The organism is Sphingomonas sp. (genome assembly GCF_042096255.1).
In the GTDB taxonomy this organism is placed as follows: domain Bacteria; phylum Pseudomonadota; class Alphaproteobacteria; order Sphingomonadales; family Sphingomonadaceae; genus Sphingomonas.
Map to the genome: position 1 here is coordinate 51,939 of NZ_JBELLZ010000002.1, position 15,775 is coordinate 67,713.

Annotated in this window: 18 protein-coding genes; 3 read left to right on the forward strand and 15 right to left on the reverse strand. The window is 68.8% G+C overall.

The window, feature by feature from the left end:
* Positions 1 to 6: 6 nt before the first annotated feature.
* The 7 genes from ACFDTH_RS00730 to ACFDTH_RS00760 form a co-directional block, all read right to left on the reverse strand.
* Entirely contained in the window at positions 7 to 1,101 is a 1,095-nt protein-coding gene (locus ACFDTH_RS00730; protein ID WP_375285576.1) for a DUF3667 domain-containing protein, read from the reverse strand.
* Between the two features lie 43 nt (positions 1,102 to 1,144).
* Positions 1,145 to 1,906 carry a calcium-binding protein gene (locus ACFDTH_RS00735; RefSeq protein WP_375285577.1) on the reverse strand — a complete coding sequence of 254 codons (762 nt, stop codon included), beginning with the start codon at positions 1,904 to 1,906 and terminating at the stop codon, positions 1,145 to 1,147.
* 77 nt (positions 1,907 to 1,983) lie between these two features.
* Positions 1,984 to 3,225 carry a cytochrome P450 gene (locus ACFDTH_RS00740; protein ID WP_375285578.1) on the reverse strand — a complete coding sequence of 414 codons (1,242 nt, stop codon included), beginning with the start codon at positions 3,223 to 3,225 and terminating at the stop codon, positions 1,984 to 1,986.
* A gap of 32 nt (positions 3,226 to 3,257) precedes the next feature.
* Entirely contained in the window at positions 3,258 to 4,517 is a 1,260-nt protein-coding gene (locus ACFDTH_RS00745) for an ABC transporter permease (protein ID WP_375285579.1), read from the reverse strand.
* Positions 4,514 to 5,434 carry an ABC transporter ATP-binding protein gene (locus ACFDTH_RS00750; protein WP_375285580.1) on the reverse strand — a complete coding sequence of 307 codons (921 nt, stop codon included), beginning with the start codon at positions 5,432 to 5,434 and terminating at the stop codon, positions 4,514 to 4,516. The genes ACFDTH_RS00745 and ACFDTH_RS00750 overlap by 4 nt, the downstream gene beginning before the upstream one ends.
* A gap of 225 nt (positions 5,435 to 5,659) precedes the next feature.
* Entirely contained in the window at positions 5,660 to 6,034 is a 375-nt protein-coding gene (locus tag ACFDTH_RS00755; RefSeq protein ID WP_375285581.1) for a hypothetical protein, read from the reverse strand.
* On the reverse strand, positions 6,031 to 6,705 hold the full coding sequence (locus ACFDTH_RS00760) for an EI24 domain-containing protein (RefSeq protein WP_375285583.1): 675 nt from the start codon (positions 6,703 to 6,705) through the stop codon (positions 6,031 to 6,033). Before ACFDTH_RS00760 ends, ACFDTH_RS00755 begins: the two co-directional genes overlap by 4 nt.
* A gap of 89 nt (positions 6,706 to 6,794) precedes the next feature.
* Between ACFDTH_RS00760 and ACFDTH_RS00765 the strand changes: the two genes are divergently transcribed.
* Positions 6,795 to 7,787 carry an adenosine kinase gene (locus tag ACFDTH_RS00765; RefSeq protein WP_375285584.1) on the forward strand — a complete coding sequence of 331 codons (993 nt, stop codon included), beginning with the start codon at positions 6,795 to 6,797 and terminating at the stop codon, positions 7,785 to 7,787.
* Positions 7,788 to 7,830: 43 nt separating this feature from the next.
* Here ACFDTH_RS00765 and ACFDTH_RS00770 read toward each other — a convergent pair whose 3' ends face one another.
* The 6 genes from ACFDTH_RS00770 to asd form a co-directional block, all read right to left on the reverse strand.
* Complete coding sequence (locus tag ACFDTH_RS00770; protein ID WP_375285585.1) at positions 7,831 to 9,387, reverse strand: amino acid permease; 1,557 nt, start codon at positions 9,385 to 9,387, stop codon at positions 7,831 to 7,833.
* An 85-nt stretch (positions 9,388 to 9,472) separates the two neighbouring features.
* On the reverse strand, positions 9,473 to 9,871 hold the full coding sequence (locus ACFDTH_RS00775; protein WP_375285586.1) for a histidine triad nucleotide-binding protein: 399 nt from the start codon (positions 9,869 to 9,871) through the stop codon (positions 9,473 to 9,475).
* 50 nt (positions 9,872 to 9,921) lie between these two features.
* Positions 9,922 to 10,377: a DUF4126 family protein gene (locus tag ACFDTH_RS00780; RefSeq protein WP_375285587.1), complete on the reverse strand. Its 456-nt coding sequence runs from the start codon at positions 10,375 to 10,377 to the stop codon at positions 9,922 to 9,924.
* Positions 10,378 to 10,438: 61 nt separating this feature from the next.
* On the reverse strand, positions 10,439 to 10,621 hold the full coding sequence (locus ACFDTH_RS00785) for a hypothetical protein (protein ID WP_375285588.1): 183 nt from the start codon (positions 10,619 to 10,621) through the stop codon (positions 10,439 to 10,441).
* Positions 10,597 to 10,839, reverse strand: a complete 243-nt coding sequence (locus ACFDTH_RS00790; protein WP_375285589.1) for a hypothetical protein — start codon at positions 10,837 to 10,839, stop codon at positions 10,597 to 10,599. Before ACFDTH_RS00790 ends, ACFDTH_RS00785 begins: the two co-directional genes overlap by 25 nt.
* Positions 10,836 to 11,723: an archaetidylserine decarboxylase gene (gene asd / locus ACFDTH_RS00795; RefSeq protein ID WP_375285590.1), complete on the reverse strand. Its 888-nt coding sequence runs from the start codon at positions 11,721 to 11,723 to the stop codon at positions 10,836 to 10,838. Before asd ends, ACFDTH_RS00790 begins: the two co-directional genes overlap by 4 nt.
* 32 nt (positions 11,724 to 11,755) lie before the next feature.
* Between asd and ACFDTH_RS00800 the strand changes: the two genes are divergently transcribed.
* Positions 11,756 to 13,411 carry an aminotransferase class III-fold pyridoxal phosphate-dependent enzyme gene (locus ACFDTH_RS00800; protein WP_375285591.1) on the forward strand — a complete coding sequence of 552 codons (1,656 nt, stop codon included), beginning with the start codon at positions 11,756 to 11,758 and terminating at the stop codon, positions 13,409 to 13,411.
* 104 nt (positions 13,412 to 13,515) lie between these two features.
* On the opposite strand, the gene ACFDTH_RS00805 is transcribed toward ACFDTH_RS00800, so the two are convergent.
* Both ACFDTH_RS00805 and ACFDTH_RS00810 read right to left on the reverse strand, forming a co-directional pair.
* Positions 13,516 to 14,121: a hypothetical protein gene (locus tag ACFDTH_RS00805; protein WP_375285592.1), complete on the reverse strand. Its 606-nt coding sequence runs from the start codon at positions 14,119 to 14,121 to the stop codon at positions 13,516 to 13,518.
* Positions 14,118 to 14,771 (reverse strand): class I SAM-dependent methyltransferase, encoded by a 654-nt coding sequence (locus ACFDTH_RS00810; RefSeq protein WP_375285593.1) that lies wholly within the window; start codon positions 14,769 to 14,771, stop codon positions 14,118 to 14,120. The genes ACFDTH_RS00805 and ACFDTH_RS00810 overlap by 4 nt, the downstream gene beginning before the upstream one ends.
* 193 nt (positions 14,772 to 14,964) lie before the next feature.
* Between ACFDTH_RS00810 and ACFDTH_RS00815 the strand changes: the two genes are divergently transcribed.
* The gene (locus ACFDTH_RS00815) at positions 14,965 to 15,747 is read left to right on the forward strand and encodes a crotonase/enoyl-CoA hydratase family protein (RefSeq protein ID WP_375285594.1); all 783 of its coding nucleotides are present in this window, start codon (positions 14,965 to 14,967) and stop codon (positions 15,745 to 15,747) included.
* Positions 15,748 to 15,775 lie beyond the last annotated feature (28 nt).

Genomic DNA, 15,775 nt, shown 5'->3' on the forward strand with positions numbered 1-15,775 from the left:
AGCGCGTCAGGCGGCGCCGAGGTACACCAGGCCCAGGATGAAGGCCGGGATTACGGTCCAGAACACCAGGTTGACCAGCACGAAGGTGCGGATGAGCGCGCTCAGGCGACCGAGCGAATAGGCGCCCTTCAACTGCTTGTAGATGTGGACGATCGGGATGAACGTGGCCGCGGAGATCAGCAGCCACGGCCGCACGCCCACCGCGCTCAACACCGCCAGCACGATCGTCAGCAGCGACATGAAGCTGAGTGAATAGGTCACGAAGATCGCGTGGTCGTACAGCGCGAAGCGGCGGCTGAACGGGAACAGCAGCCACAGCAGCGGCACCGACAGCGGGATCAGCGCCCAGCTGTACTTGTAGGCGCCGGTCTTCAGCTTGTAGAAGACCAGATCCGGGTTCTTCTTGGCGTGTTCGATGGCGGCGCCGAACCAACCGCTGCTGCCTTCGGTATCGGGTGTCGCTGCCGCGCTCGGCAACATCTGCTCGATCCGTGCCAGATCGGCGATGCTCTTGCTGCTGCGATCGATCCGTTGAGAAAGGCGTGTGACCCGCTCCGGGTCCTTCTCGGCGTCCGCTTGTTCCCGCGCGAGGCGTTGCCGCAGTTCGGCAAGTTGCGCCTGCTCGCGGCGGCGGTTCTCGACCACTTTCGCCCGGACGTCGATCAGGCTTTCCGAGACACCCGGCTTCATGAAGTCGGTGGAGAATTTCTTGCCGGGCAGATTGGCGACGATCGCGAACATCAGGAAGACGGAGAACAGGAAGATCGCCAGCGGCGACACGAACTTGGCGCGCTCGCCGGCCGCGTAGCGGCGGGTCAGCTCGCCCGGCCGGAACACCAGCAGCGGCAGCGTGCGCCAGATCTTGCCCTCGAAGTGGAAGACGCCGTGCGCGATCTCGTGGCCTATGGCGCCGACCGAGCGGTGGACGTGCGCAGACTGACCGCACACATGGCAATGCTCCCCGATCAGCGCGGCGCCGCAGTTCAGGCACTGCCCGCCATGCGCCGCATGCGGATAGGCGTCACCCGCATGCGGCTCGGCTGCACGGGCAGCCAGGCCCGCCATCGCCGCGTCCGCCGCACCTTCCGCCACCCCGTTCATCGCGGGCGATGATACGGAAAGCGCGGCAACGCTCAAGAGGCGGTCAGAGGATGAAGTCTCCACCCACCAGCGGCACGTCGGTCTTGACGAGGATGGTGAAGTCCGCCCCGTCTTCGCCGTCGGTATCGCCCGAGACCAGCCACCCGGCTGCGACCTCCTCGACGGTCAGTTGACCCGCCTTGCCGGTAAACTCGTCAACCAGCCGAAACTTCTCGTTCCTCGCGCCGGTCTTTTCGACAGCATCAATCGCGCGAAGATCGATTCGGTCTCCCTCCATATGGCTGAAGCCGTAGATCACGTCGCGCGTGTCGATCATCGTGCCTGAGTCGTCGGCTGAACGGAAGGCGTAGCGGTCCGCCCCCGTGCCGCCCGACAGCTTGTCCCGCCCCGCTCCGCCGACAAGCACGTCATCGCCGCCACTACCCTGCAGCGTGTCATTGCCGGCAAAGCCGTAGAGAACGTCGTCCTGGCTGTTGCCCACAACCGTGTCGGCGTTGCGCAGAACATAGGCCTGCGCACCCAGGATGTCGCCGCTGTCGATCAGGGCAAACAACGTCTGCGCATCCGCGCTCGCGCCCGAGACGCTGAACACGGTCTTGCCGCCGACGACATGCGTCACCGCCCTCACCGTGCCGGTGAACTGACCGCCCGGCAGGAACGAGAAGGTCCCGCCGAAGTCGGTATAGTCGCCGTTTCCATACGCAATCCGGACATTGTTAGACGACGGCACCACCGTTCCGTCCAGATTGATGCCGAGATCATCCATGCGCAGCGCACTGCGCTTGCCCGCCGTCACCTTTGCCATGTCACCCTCCCTGTCATGTCCGATCCGTACCCGAAATCCGGTCGGTCAAACAGGTGGGATTCCTTACAAGGCAAGGCTCAATAGCGGCTGAGTTCCACCGGTAACTTGCGATAACCATGGACGAAACACGCGTTGACCCGTTCCGGCGCACCAACGACATTCACGCGCATCCGTCGCGCCGCCATTTCCTCCAGCAGGATGCCGACCTGAAGTTCGGCGAGTCGCGCGCCGACGCAGCGGTGGATGCCGTGGCCGAAGGCAAGGTGGCGGCGGGCGTTCGGGCGATCGACGACCAGTTTATCGGCATCCTCGCCGAACACGCTCTCGTCGCGATTGCCGGAAATGTACCAGAGCGCCAGCTTGTCGCCCGCCCTGATCTGCTGGCCCATCAGCTCGGTGTCCTGCGTCGCGGTGCGGCGCATGTGGGCGAGGGGGGTCTGCCAGCGGATGATCTCGCTCACCGCATTGGGGATCAGCGACGGGTCCGCCTCCAGCTTGGCGCGCTGGTCGGGATAAAGGTCCAGCCCGTAGGCGAGGCCGGACATGGTGTTGCGCGTCGTGTCGTTGCCGCCGACGATCAGCAGGATCAGGTTGCCGATGAATTCGTAATGATCCATCTGGTTCATCGCGTCCGAATGGATCATCATGCTGATCAGGTCGGGTGTCTGCGGCTTGCCCACCTTCTGGTTCCACAGGTTCTGGAAATAGGCCCCGCACTCAAACATGTGCTGCAGCCGCTGCTGGCGCAGGCCCTCGTCCTTGACGATCTCGATGTCGCCCGCCCAATCGGACCAGAAGGTCAGCTTGCGCCGCTCCTCCCAGGGGAAGTCGAACAGCAGCGCCAGCATGCCGGTGGTCAACTCGATCGACACGGTGTCCACCCAGTCGAACCGCTCGCCCCAGGGCAGGGTGTCGAGCACCTCGGCGGTACGGTGGCGGATGTCCGCCGTCATCCGCTGCATTTCGGAGGGCGTGAAGGCGGGAGAGACGGTGCGGCGCTGGGCGGTGTGGACCGGCCGGTCGCGGGCGATGAACATCGGCATCTTCACGTCGTTGCCGGGATCGAAGTCCGCCAGGGTGATGCCGCCTGCCTCAGACGAATATAGTTCCGGTAAGGATTCCACCTCGACGATGGGCTTGTAGGTGGAGACCGACCAATAAGGCCCGAATGCGCTGTCCTCGCAGCGGTAGACGGGCGCCTCGGCGCGCAGCCGGGCGAAGGGGGTGCGCCACGTGTCGTCGCGGTAGAGCTCGGCGCGGCTTACGTCGAGCGGATCGGAGGCAGTGGTCTCGACAACGTCCCTGGTAAGCGTGGCCATCGACTCTCTCCTAGGTTTCAGGTAGAGAACCTCTAATTGACATTCGTGTCAATAGTTGTGCGACCGGCGCGCGGAAACAGCCGGAGCCAGAGCCCGGTCGCGCTGCCCGACTGGAGCACGCCGCGGCGGAACAGACGTGCGCCGACGCTGATGAAGATCGCGACCCACAAGGCTTGCCACGCGAGCGCGGCGAAGTGCGGCCACAGGTCCGGCGTGCTCGCCGCATGGCCGGCCATGGCGAAGGGCGAGGAGAGGGGGAACAGCTCGGCAAAGGTCGCCACCGCGCTACCGGGTTTGGAGGCGGCGGCGGAGGAGAGCGCGAACATCGCCACCTGAAGGATGGTGATCGGCAGCGACAGCATCTGGATCTCGCGCGCGGTGGAGGCCTGCGCGCCGACGCCCAGGAACACCGAGCCGAGCAGCAGATAGGCCATGGTGAAATAAGCGGCGAACAGCAGCGCGAACGGGCCGAAGCCGACCGCCGGACGCAACGCCGCGATCTCGCCCGCCGCACCCGGCGGGAGCAAGGCGGCGACATTTGCGAGCACCAGGGTCCAAAAGCCGACGAACAGCACGGCGACGCCGAACATGCCGAGCAATTTGCCCAGAAACACGCTTTCGAGCGGCACCGCGGCGGCGAGCACCTCGATGACCTTGTTGGTGCGCTCCTCCGCCATCGAGCCGACCACCTGGCCTGCGAGGAACAGGGTAAGGAAGAAGACCCCGAACACGGCAAGGAAGGCGGACTGGTTGCGCCCGCCCTGACGCGGCACCGCATGGGCCGTCCGCGCCAGCGTCGGCTGGCTCAAGTCGGCATTGCCGGCCGTCCGGCTGCGCAGCGTCTGTTCAGCCACTTCGGCGAGATAGGCGGCGGACCGCCGCCCCTGCGCATCAAAAGCGATCACCGGCCGGGCGAGCGGACCGTGGAGCACCGCGATGATATCCTCCTGCCGGTCGGTCATCAGCGCGCGGACCTGCGCCTTCGGATCGCCCGTCGGTGCCACGATGCGCAGCTCGGGCGGCGCCTCCTCGGTGCGGAACAGGCGGCGCAGACGGCGATCGGCAGCGGCGAGATCCCGACTGTCGGCGGGTGGCGCGATCGCGACGATGCGCAAGGTCTGCGCGGCGCTGTCGGCCGCACTTGCCGCGCCGAGGCCGCCGATCGCCCCGAAAGAGCCCATGATCAGCGGCGCGAACAGGAACAGCAGGAAGATCGGCGTGAACACCGTGGCGACGAAGTCGCGCCGGGCAATGGTGAGCGCCTGGCGCAACTGGCGGCGGACCCGGCTCATGTCGCTGCCTCCGCCATCTCCGCCTCGCCGACGATGCGCACGAACGCCTCGTGCAGCCCCGGCCGCTCGATCGACAGGCCGGAAATGCCATAGCCCGCGGCGATCAGCCGCGACAGCAGCCCCTCTACGCCGCCCTGGGGCAGCTCGAACCGCCAGCCTTCACCCTCCGGCACCGCATCGGCGGGAAGGTGCGCGCGGATCGCCGCATCCTGGTGGTGCGGCACGTAGTGGACCTGCTGCGGCAGCAGCGCGCGTGCCTCGGCGACCGTTCCCTCGAACCGCGCCCGGCCGCCGGCGATCACGGTCAGTCGGTCGCAGACACGCTGGGCATGCGCCATGACATGGGTGGAGAAGAGCACGGTGGCGCCGCGGTCGCGCTCGGCGAGGATCAGCGCCTCCAGCCGCTCCTGGTTGACCGGATCGAGCCCTGAGAAAGGCTCGTCCAGCACGATCAGGTCGGGCTGATGGACCACCGCGCCGAGCAGCTGGACGAGCTGCGCCATGCCCTTCGAGAGCTTGCGGATCTTGGTGTCCACCGCATGACCGAGGCCCGCGCGTTCGAGCATCGCCACGGCGCGCTCCCGGCCGCGGCTCCATTCCAGCCCGCGCAGCGCGCCCATGAAGGCGATCGCCTCGCGCGCCTTCATGCCGGGATAGAGCCCGCGCTCCTCGGGCAGGTAGCCGATGCGGTCGCTCATGTCGCGCGGATGGGCGGCGCCCAGCACCGCGCGCGTTCCCGCATCGGGCTCGATGATGCCCAGCAGCATGCGCAGGGTAGTGGTCTTGCCGGCACCGTTGGGACCAAGCACGCCATAGATCGCGCCCGTTGGCACCGCCACGTCGATGCCGCGCACCACTTCGCGCCCGCCGTAGCGCTTGACCAGCCCGCGGGCGGTGACGGCGAGAGCATCGGTCATCGGAGGGCGAGCGCCGGATCGGGCGCCAGGCGGACGAGACGAATTGAGGCGGTTGAGACGCTGCGCAGCGTTCGCCCAGACCGAGACGAATTGAGGCGGTTGACACGCTGGCGCGCCCGCGCCCGGGCCGGTCCGCCCATGCCGCAACAGATTGTCAGTCCTGGCGTACGTCGGGCTGGCGGCATGCGACGGGGGATAGCAGATCGTTGGGCGTGTAGGACAGGCCTATCGCCCGCCCTCGCGCCGGGTGAGCGCGGCGACGCAGCTGGCGCGGTCGATCGGGCTGCCATCGGGCTCGCGCGCGTCGACATAGGTGACGCGCGGCTCGGCCTTGCCCTTGGGATAGAGGTAGGTGTCGAGCACGCAGATGCCGCTGGCGAACTGCAGCTTGCGTGCGGTCCCCTCGCGCACGTCGGCGTCCGGCTGGCCGAACAGCTGGAGAAGGCCTGCGGCGCTGTTGCCGATCACCCGCTCCAGCCCGGCGCTGGTATAGGGCGTCGCAACCGCGCCGCCCGTCGACGGACCGACGCGCGGCACTGCCGTGGTGCATCCGGCCAGCGCTCCCGTTGCCGCCAGCGCCGCAACCAACACCCGCTTCATCGTCTCGCTCCGTGGAACATGTGGGTCGCCATCGCCGCGCTCAGCACGGGGGCGACGAGGTTGAAGCCCGGAACCACGAACAGGCCGGTGCCCGCAAGCCCCAACAGGAAGCGCCGGCCCCCGGTCGCCTTGCGCCAGCCCTTGAGGTCTCCTTGCGGCAGGTGGCGCGCCGCCACCATGTCGCCGAGGTCGCGCCCGAGCAGCCAGGCATTGGCCGCGAAGAACAAAGCCGGCGCGCCGATGCCGGTGGCGAGGAGCGCGGCGTAAGCGGGCAGCAGCAGCAGGTTGATGCCCAGGAACCGCCCGACCGAGCCGAGCCCCATCCGCACCGATCGCGCCAGCCCGACCGGCCGCGCCGCGGCGAGCGCCTGCGGATAATGCCGCGCCTCCACCGCCGCGACCACATCGTCGGCGAACACGCCCACCACCGCGACCGCCACCGCGCGAAAGGCGAACCAGAGCACCAAAGCGCTGAGCACCAGCGACACCGCCCCGGTCAGCGCGGCGCCGCGCCAGCCGATCGCCCAGGAGGCGAGCTCGCTGGCGATCCACCAGGTCGCCGCGCCGAACAGGACGAACAGCACGAGCGTCACCGCCACGCTCTTGACCAGCACCCACGCGATGCGCCGGTCGGCGAGCTGCGCCAGGCTGAGCAGGAGCGCACGGATCATGCTGCCCGCGATGCGCCCGACGGCGAGGTTGCGCAAGGTGGAGCCGCCGCCTAGGCGCCGGCCATTCTTCCGCCTTTCGAGGAAATCGCTTGACCCAGCCCGCCTATGACATCGTCGCGATCGGCAACGCCATCGTCGACGTCCTCGCCCCCGCCGACGACGGCTTCATCGCCGAGAACGCCATGACCAAGGGCGCGATGCAGCTCGTCTTCTCCGCGGAGGAGGCCGACGCGCTCTATGCCAAGATGGCGCCCGGGCAGACCGTGTCGGGCGGCTCGGCCGCGAACACGATCGCGGGCATGGCGGCACTGGGCAGCCGGTGCGCCTTCATCGGCCAGGTCGCCGACGACGAGCTGGGCGACATCTTCGCGCACGACATCCGCGCCGCGGGCATCCGCTTCGACGTGCCCGCGCGCGCCGGGCAGCCGACCACCGGCCGCTGCCTGATCTTCGTCTCGCCCGACGGGCAGCGCACCATGAACACCTTCCTCGGTGCGTCGCATTACCTCCCCGCCCAGGCGCTGGACCGCGACCTGATCGCAAACAGCGCCTGGCTGTATCTGGAGGGCTATCTCTGGGATCCGGAGGAGCCGCGGGCGGCGATGCGTGCCGCGATCGAGGTGGCTCGGGCAGCGGGGCGCCAAGTCGCCTTCACCGTCTCCGCCGAGTTCGTGATCGACCGCCATCGCGGCGCCTTCCACGACCTGATCGACGCCGGGCTGATCGACTGCCTGTTTGCCAATCAGGAGGAGCTGGTGTCGCTCACCCAGGCGGCGGACGTGGAGGCGGCGATCGCCGCGGTGTCGGCCAAGGTGCCGCTGCTGGTGGTGACTTTCGGGCCCGACGGCGCGATGGCGGTCGCGGGCGGGGAGCGGACCCGCATCGCCGCCGAGCCGATCGACAAGGTGGTGGACACCACCGGAGCGGGCGACCTGTTCGCCGCGGGCTTCCTGCACGGCCGGATCGCGGGGCGGTCGACCGAGCAGTCGCTGCGGCTCGGCGCGATCTGCGCGGCGGAATGCATCGGCCATTACGGCCCGCGGCCGATCGCGGACCTCAAGGCGCTCGCCGCCAGCATCTGATCGCCCGCGTCATCCCCGCCCTGACGGGGATGACGCGACGGGCTCAATGCGTGCCCGGCACCTCGCCGGGCGCTTCGGGCGGCTCGATCACGCCGCGGCCGAGATGACTGACGTGGCGGCCATAGACGGCATAGGCGACCAGCCCCAGCACCGCCCAGATCACGAACACCAGGATCGCCTGCCACGGCAGGTTGAGGAACAGGAACACGCACCCCACCATCGTGGCCGGGCCGACGATCGACAGCAGCGGCGTGCGGAACGAGCGCGGTGTATCGGGCGCGGTGCGGCGCAGGATCATCACGCAGATCGCCACCATCATGAAGGCGTAGAGCGTGCCCGCATTCGCCCAGTCGGCAAGCTGGCCGACCGGGAAGAAGGCCGCGCCCAGCGCGACCGCCACGCCGGTCAACAGCGTTACCCGGTGCGGCGTCTTCCAGCGCGGGTGCACCGCCGAGAGCTTCTCCGGCAGCAGGCCGTCGCGCGCCATCACGAAGAAGATGCGCGTCTGGCCGAACATCAGGATCAGGATCACCGAAGGCAGCGCGAAGCCGGCGGCATAGCCCAGCGCATTGCCCACGCCCGACCAGCCGATCGCGCGCAGCACATGCGCCAGCGCCTCGTTGGAACAGACCAGCGCGTCGCGGTACGCGGGCAGCGCGCACTGACGGGCGAGCTCTTCCGAGCCGGCGGGGAAGGGCACGCCGTTCGGCCCCATGATCGGCTGGCCGCCGATGGTGCCGATCGCGCCGGCGGCGACCAGGATGTAGAAGACGGTGCAGAAGAGGAGGCTGCCGATCAGCCCGATCGGCACGTTGCGCTGCGGGTTCTTGGTCTCCTCCGCCGCGGTGGAGACCGCGTCAAAGCCGACATAAGCGAAGAAGATCGTCGCCGCGGCGCCCACCGCACCCACACCCGTGCCGAAACCGCCGAAGATGCCGGCGGGCAGGAAGGGGTTGAAGCGCGCCGCATCGAACTGGTCGGACGGCAGGGTCAGCGCGATGAAGATCACCAAAGCGGTGACCTTGATCGCCACCAGGATCGCGTTCACCCGCGCGCTCTCGGTGGTGCCGATCATCAGCAGCCAGGTGATCAGCGCCGCGATCAGCACCGCGGGCAGGTTGATGAAGCCACCTGGCGCGCCGCCTAATGCCAGCGGCGCGGAAGCGATTGCCGCGGGGAGTTGCACGCCCAATGTCTCGTTGAGGAACGTGCCGGTGAAATAGCCCGACCAGCCGACGCACACCGCGCTGGCCGCCACCGCATATTCCAGCACCAGCGCCCAGCCGACCGTCCAGGCGAGCAGCTCGCCCATCGAGGCATAGGTATAGGTATAGGCGGACCCCGCGACGGGGATCATCGCGGCGATCTCGGCATAGCAGAGCGCGGCGACGATGCAGATGCCCCCCGCGATGGCGAAGGCGAGCATGAGGCCCGGCCCCGCCTTCTGCGCGCCGGCGGCGGTGAGCACGAAGATGCCGGTGCCGATCACGCAGCCGATGCCGAACAGGGTCAGCTGGAACCAGCCGAGCGTGCGGTGCAGCGACTTCTTCTCGGCCGTGGCGAGAATGGCGTCCAGCGGCTTGACGCGCCCGAAGATCATGCAGGTCCCCTAGTGCGGCGGCACTAGCGGCCGCCTGGATATGAAGGGGACAGCCTAACCGCAAACCGGGGAGGTGCAATCCCCCCTAGCGACCGGCCGCGCCGTCGTTCTGCGCCAGCATCGGGCCGAGCTTGCGGCCGGCAAGGATGTGGACGTGGAGGTGCGGCACCTCGGCATGCGCATCAAGGCCGGTGTTGGCGAGCAGGCGGTAGCCGGGCGCGACCAGCCCCGCCTCGCGCGCGACATGCCCCACCGCGCGCACGAAGCCCGCGATCTCCGCGTCGGATGCACGCGCGGAGAAATCGTCCCAGGAGACATAGGCACCCTTGGGGATGACCAGGATGTGCGTGGGGGACCATGGCGCGATGTCGTGGAAGGCGAGCGCATGCTCGTCCTCGTAAACCCGCTTGGACGGGATCTCGCCGCGCAGGATCTTGGCGAAGACGTTCTGGTCGTCATAGGGCAGGGTGGCGTCGACGGGCATGGCGGTCTCCTTCGTCCGCCCGCTTACGCGGTGCGCCGCCGCCCGGCCAGTCAGCCGCGGCCGAGCGTGCGCACGATCGTCGCCGCGCCGGCGAGCACCGCCGCATCCTCGACGAAGCCGGTCGACGTCTGGCCGTAGCGCGGCATCGCGGCGACGCGCGCCCGCCAGCCCGGGTAGGAGGCGGCCACCGCGGTCGCGCCACCGACCAGCGCGCCCAGCCAGCGCCGCTCGCGCGAGGCGAGCGCCGCGCCGGCGATGGCGGAGGTGACGAAGCGCGCGGCAAGGCCGATCGGCACGATCCGGTCGGGCGCGGTCTTCTGCTTATCGCCGGCCAGCTCCGCAGCGGCCAGCGCCAGCGCGCCGGCTGCTACAAGGGGGTGGCCGAGCAGCTCGGGCGCGCCGCTGTCGTCGCGCAGCTCGCCGCGCGCCTTTGCGACGGCCACCGTCGCGAGCGGTGTCATCGCGCGCTGGCCGCCGACCAGACCCATCAGGAAGGATGCGAGCATGAATGTCTCCAAATCTGTTCGCCCCGGAGAACGCGCCGGAGCGCGATCGGGTGCGTCGGGATCAGCCTGCGGCGGCGCGATGGTGGCGCGGCCCCCAGGCGACCCGCGCAGTGGCGAGGACGAACAGCAGGAAGGCGATCTGCGCCAGCACTTGCCGGGATGCCGCGAGCGTTTCGAGCAGCGGCGGATGATAATGCGCCACCACTGCCAGATTGTGGATCACATCCACGACGATGATCCCCACCGTCGCGGCAACCCCGCTCGCGGCTTCACGAACAGCAGCACCACCGCGGCGGGATCGAGAAAGGCCAGCGCCGTCCAGAACGTGGCGCTCGCCCGCGAGACGCCGCCATAGTCCCACTCAAATCCATGCTGATAGATCACCACCCAGTGGTTGTAGGTCGCGCCGAGCAGGCAAAGCGCGTAGATCGTGCGGAGCAGGAGGCTGCGCCGCTGCGTCACGTCTTCGTCAGACCGTCTTTCTCCCGCAAGCGGGCGATCGGATCGCCCGCGCGGATCGGCATGCCCTCGGCCAAGCCATCCATGAGGCTGGCGCCGGGTGGCAGCAGCATGATGATGGTCGATCCGTGCTCGAACCAGCCCATCTCCTCGCCCTTGGCCAGCCGCACGTCGCACGCCGACCGTCCCGGTCCGCGCTCGCGCAGGGTGCGCTCGGTGTCGAGGAAGGTGAGGCGGATGCTCGCCACCAGGATGGCGGCGACGGGGACCAGCAGGAGGGGCGTGCCGTCCGTCAGCCGCGCCTCGATCACCGCGCGCTCGTTGCGGCAGAACAGCCGCTCGACGCGCTTGAGCGCGATCGGGTTCACGTTCCAGCAGTCGCCGGACAGATAGGTGACGCCCTCGACGGCGATATCGGCGGGGGCATGGAAGCGGTGGTACATGCCCGCGGTCAGCCGCAGCGTGACGAAGCTGCCGCCCGCGACGTGCGCCGCCATCGCCGGATCGGGGACGAGGTCGGTGAGGCGATAGGGGAAGCCCTTGACCTGATGGAGCCGGTCGCCGTCGATCGGGCCATGCGCGCCGACGATCGCGTCGCAAGGGCTGGCGATCACCGCCGGATCGGCGTCGAACGTGCGTGCGCCGGGCTTGAGCGCGCGGGTGAAGCCGTCGCGCAGGGACCGGAAGCGCGTCTCGGCGCTGTCGCGCATGTCGACCCCCGCGAAGAACCGCCACGCCGCCAGCGCGGGCTGTGCCACCAGCGGGTGCTCGATCCGCGCGACCCGCCCGACCGCCTTGGTGGCGAGGCGGCGGGGCAGGCGGTTGGTGAGCAGGAAGTTCAGGTCCTCCTGCATCAGCACGCGCATCAGGCTGGCCCGGAGTGTCATGCGTCTGTCACCTTTGCGCGCTTGGGGGCGTCATGGTCCATCCCGTCCTTCTCGCCGGGCTCGCCGGCGCCGGCCTGCTCGCCGCCACCAAGGGCCGCCGCCGGCTCCAACTGTCCCGCGCCAAGCATCCCTCGCTGGGCGGGCATGTCCGCATGGCGAAAAGGATCGCCGGGCAGATCCCCTTCTACGAATATGCCGGCGACCGCTTCTTCCGCGCCGATGACGCGCCGGAGGAGGTCGCCGCGCGGCGGCAGGCGGCGTTCGAGGCGCTCGGCGCCACCTATGCGGGGCGGTTCGCGAAGACACTGGCGCTGACCAAGGAAGCGCGCGCGGGGCTGTCCGACCTCCAGTTCACCGGCGCCTATCGCGTGCCCTTCCAGTTCAGCCGCCGGGTACGCGAAACGCTCGGCACCGGTGCCTTCCTCGACCGCTCCGAAGGCGCCGAGGTGATCGACCTCGACGGCAACCGGCTGATCGACCTGACGGGCAGCTACGGCGTCAACCTGTTCGGCTATGATTTCTACAAGCAGACCATCGCCGAAGGGGCCGAGATGGCCGCGACGCTGGGCCCGGTGCTCGGCGCCTATCATCCCTGCGTCGCCGACAACGTCCGCCGCCTGAAGGCGATCTCGGGCATGGACGAGGTCTCCTTCCACATGTCCGGCACCGAGGCGGTGATGCAGGCGGTGCGCCTGGCCCGCTATCACACCAAGCGGCCGCGACTGGTGCGTTTCGCCGGCGCCTATCACGGCTGGTGGGGCGATGTGCAGCCCGGCATCGGCAATCCCGTCCCCGCCGACCGGACGCTGACGCTGGCCGACATGTCGGAGAAGACGCTGGCGGTGCTCGCCGCGCGCAAGGATATCGCCTGCGTGCTGGTCAACCCGCTCCAGGCGCTGCACCCCAACAAGGCCGCGCCCTCGGACGGACAGTTGGTCAGCGCCAGCGCGCCGGCGGCGAAGGTGGACCGCGAGGCCTATGGCGCCTGGCTCCGCCGCCTCGCCGAGGTGTGCCGCGCAAACGGGATCGTGCTGATCTTGGACGAGGTGTTCGTCGGCTTCCGCCTGGCGAGGAGCGGTGCGGCCGAATATTTCGGCGTGCGGCCCGATCTGGTCACCTACGGCAAGACCCTGGGGGGCGGGCTGCCGGTCGGCGTGCTCGCCGGACGGCACGAACTGATGAAGCGCTGGCGCGACGAGCGGCCGGTGGACATCATGTTCGCGCGCGGCACCTTCAACGCGCATCCCTATGTGATGGGGGCGATGAACGCCTTCCTGCGCCGGCTGGAAACGCCCGAGATCGAGGGCCTGTACCGCGAGGCCGATGCGGTCTGGGACGCGCGCGTCGCGCGGATGAACGCGGCGCTGGCCGAGGCGGGGGCGCCGCTCTCCGTCTCGCACCTCCAGTCGATCTGGACCGTCCACCACCATGCGCCTTCGGCCTACAACTGGATGCTGCAATATTACCTGCGTGCCGAGGGACTGGCGCTGAGCTGGGTGGGCACCGGGCGCCTGATCTTCAGCCTCGATATCGACGATGCCCTGTTCGGCGAGATCGTCGCGCGTTTCGTCGCCGCGGCCAAGCGGATGCAGGCGGACGGCTGGTGGTGGCATGCGGAGGATGCGACCGCGAAGGGGGTGCGGCGGCGGCTGCTGCAGGAAGCGGTGCGGGAGCGGCTGGGGCGGTAGGACTTCACCCAACATCCGTTCGGCCTGAGCGAAGTCGAAGGCTAGGTTCTGACATCAGGCCGAGCTTGTGCTTCGACTTCGCTCAGCACGAACGGAGGGCAGAACTAAGCCGCCATCGCGTCCGGATAGTCCATCCGCTCGCCCTTGAGCAGCCGCTTGGGCGCGCCCTTGTAGAGCTTGAAGTCGCTGAACGGGTCGGTGACGATCTTGGTCGCCCAGACCAGGCCCGTCTCCAGGTCGCGCTGGAAGAACAGCTGGGTGGAGCGGAACACGATCGCGCCCACGCCCAGGAACAGCCAGCCGATGCCGACGTGGCGCAGATAGCCCTCCAGGCCGTTCGGGCGCTGGAGCGTGCCGAACAGGGTCGGCTCGATCAGCAGACCGACCGGGATTGCCGCCCACAGGCTCATCAGCACCACCTTGCGGAACAGGTTGTAGCCGATCTTGATCTCTTCCTTGTGGTCGTGCGTCGCCTGGTTGACGTGATCGTAGGTCTTGGGCTCGAAGAAGAAATGCCCCGCCTGGCGGCTGGTCATCGCCACGCCCCAGGCCAGCAGGCTGGCCACCGCCGGATCGACGAACAGGATCACGTACGCGGTCAGGAAGGTGCAGGCGCTGACGAAGTGCAGGCTCTGGTTCACCAGGCTGTGGTGGTAATAGCGGTGGTCGTCCCACCGTTGCTCGGCGAGCTGCGCGCGAAAGCCGGTCATTGGGCGATTCCCTTGCTGGTGGGGCCGTGCTTGGCGAAGCGGACGAGCGAGAAATGGCCGAGCGGCGGGATCGGCCGCGCCTCGATCAGCGACACGTCCGGGCGGGTCGCCGCCCAGTCGGTGTAGAGGCTGAACGGAAAATCGGTGCGGAAGCCGAGCCGGCTGGTGATCGGCATCAGCGCCTTCTCGATCGTCTCGCGCACGCCCTCGTGCGCGCTGACGCGGGTGGTGATGATGATCTCGCCGCCCGGACGGCAGACGCGGGCGAACTCGTCCAGCGCGCGGGTCGGGTGCGGCACTGCGGAGACGACGTACTGCGCCACCACCGCATCATAGCTCTCGTCGGCGAATACCAATGCCTCGGCATCGCCGACCTGGATTGCCTCCACGTTCGAAAGGCCACCGCGCTTCACCCGCTCGCGCGCCTTGTCCAGCATCGGATCGGACAGGTCGACGCCCGTCACCCGGCTCTGCCTCGAATAGAGCGGGAGCGAGATGCCGGTGCCGACGCCCACTTCGAGGATGCGTCCACCGACCCGCTCCGCGGCCTGCACCGCGGCGGAGCGACCGTGCCGGAACACCGGACCGAACACCATATCGTAGATCGGCGCCCACCGGTCATAAGCTTTGGTGACGCCGGCCGTATCCATCACTGTTGCCACGAAAACCCCGTCGGCAGCGGCGCAAAGTCGTGCGCCCGTCCGACCCCTCTCGCATTGTCATATTACAACGCTGCGACAAGTTTGCGGCAGTTCTCGGTCAGTCGAGGGCAAGTGCCGGGCAGATAGGGCTTTGCCGATCCGCCGCCGCCGCATAGCAAGTAGGTAAAAGAAGGAGAGGGTGATGGAAGAGCGGGTGACGATTGCGATCCATGGCGGCGTCGCCGACGTGCGGCTGGCGCGCGCGGACAAGATGAACGCGCTCGACCCCGCGATGTTCGCCGGGATCAACGCCGCGATCGATCGGCTGCGCGGCGAGGCGGGGGTGCGCTGTGTGGTGCTGTCGGGCGAGGGGCGCGCGTTCTGCGCGGGGCTGGACATGCAGTCGATGGCTGACGGCGGATCGGGCAACGACCTGTCCGCGCGCAGCCACGGCATCGCCAATGCGGCGCAGCATGTCGCCTGGGGCTGGCGCGAACTGGCAGCGCCGGTGATCGCGGCGATCCATGGCGTGGCGATGGGCGGCGGCTTCCAGATCCTGTCGGGCGCGGACATCCGCATCGCGCACCCGGCGACGCGCATGTCGATCCGCGAGACCTACTGGGGCCTGGTGCCCGACATGGCGGGCTATGCGCTGTGGCGGACCACCGCGCGTGACGACGTGCTACGCGAGCTGACCTATACCGCGCGGGAGTTCTCCGCAGAGGACGCGCTGGGCTTCGGCCTCGTCACCCGGCTGGCCGACGACCCGCATGCCGAGGCGATGGCGCTCGCCCGCGAGATCGCCGGCCGCAACCCGCAGGCGGTGCAGGCCGCCAAGCGGCTGTTCAACCTTTCCGCCCACGCCGACGATGCGACGGTGCTGCGCGCCGAAAGCGAGGAGCAGGTCCGGCTGATGCGTTCTCCCAATCAGGTGGAGGCAGTGCGTGCGGCGATGGAGAAGCGACCTCCCGTCTTCGTCGATTAACATTGCTGCAACGCAGCAAGAAAACGTA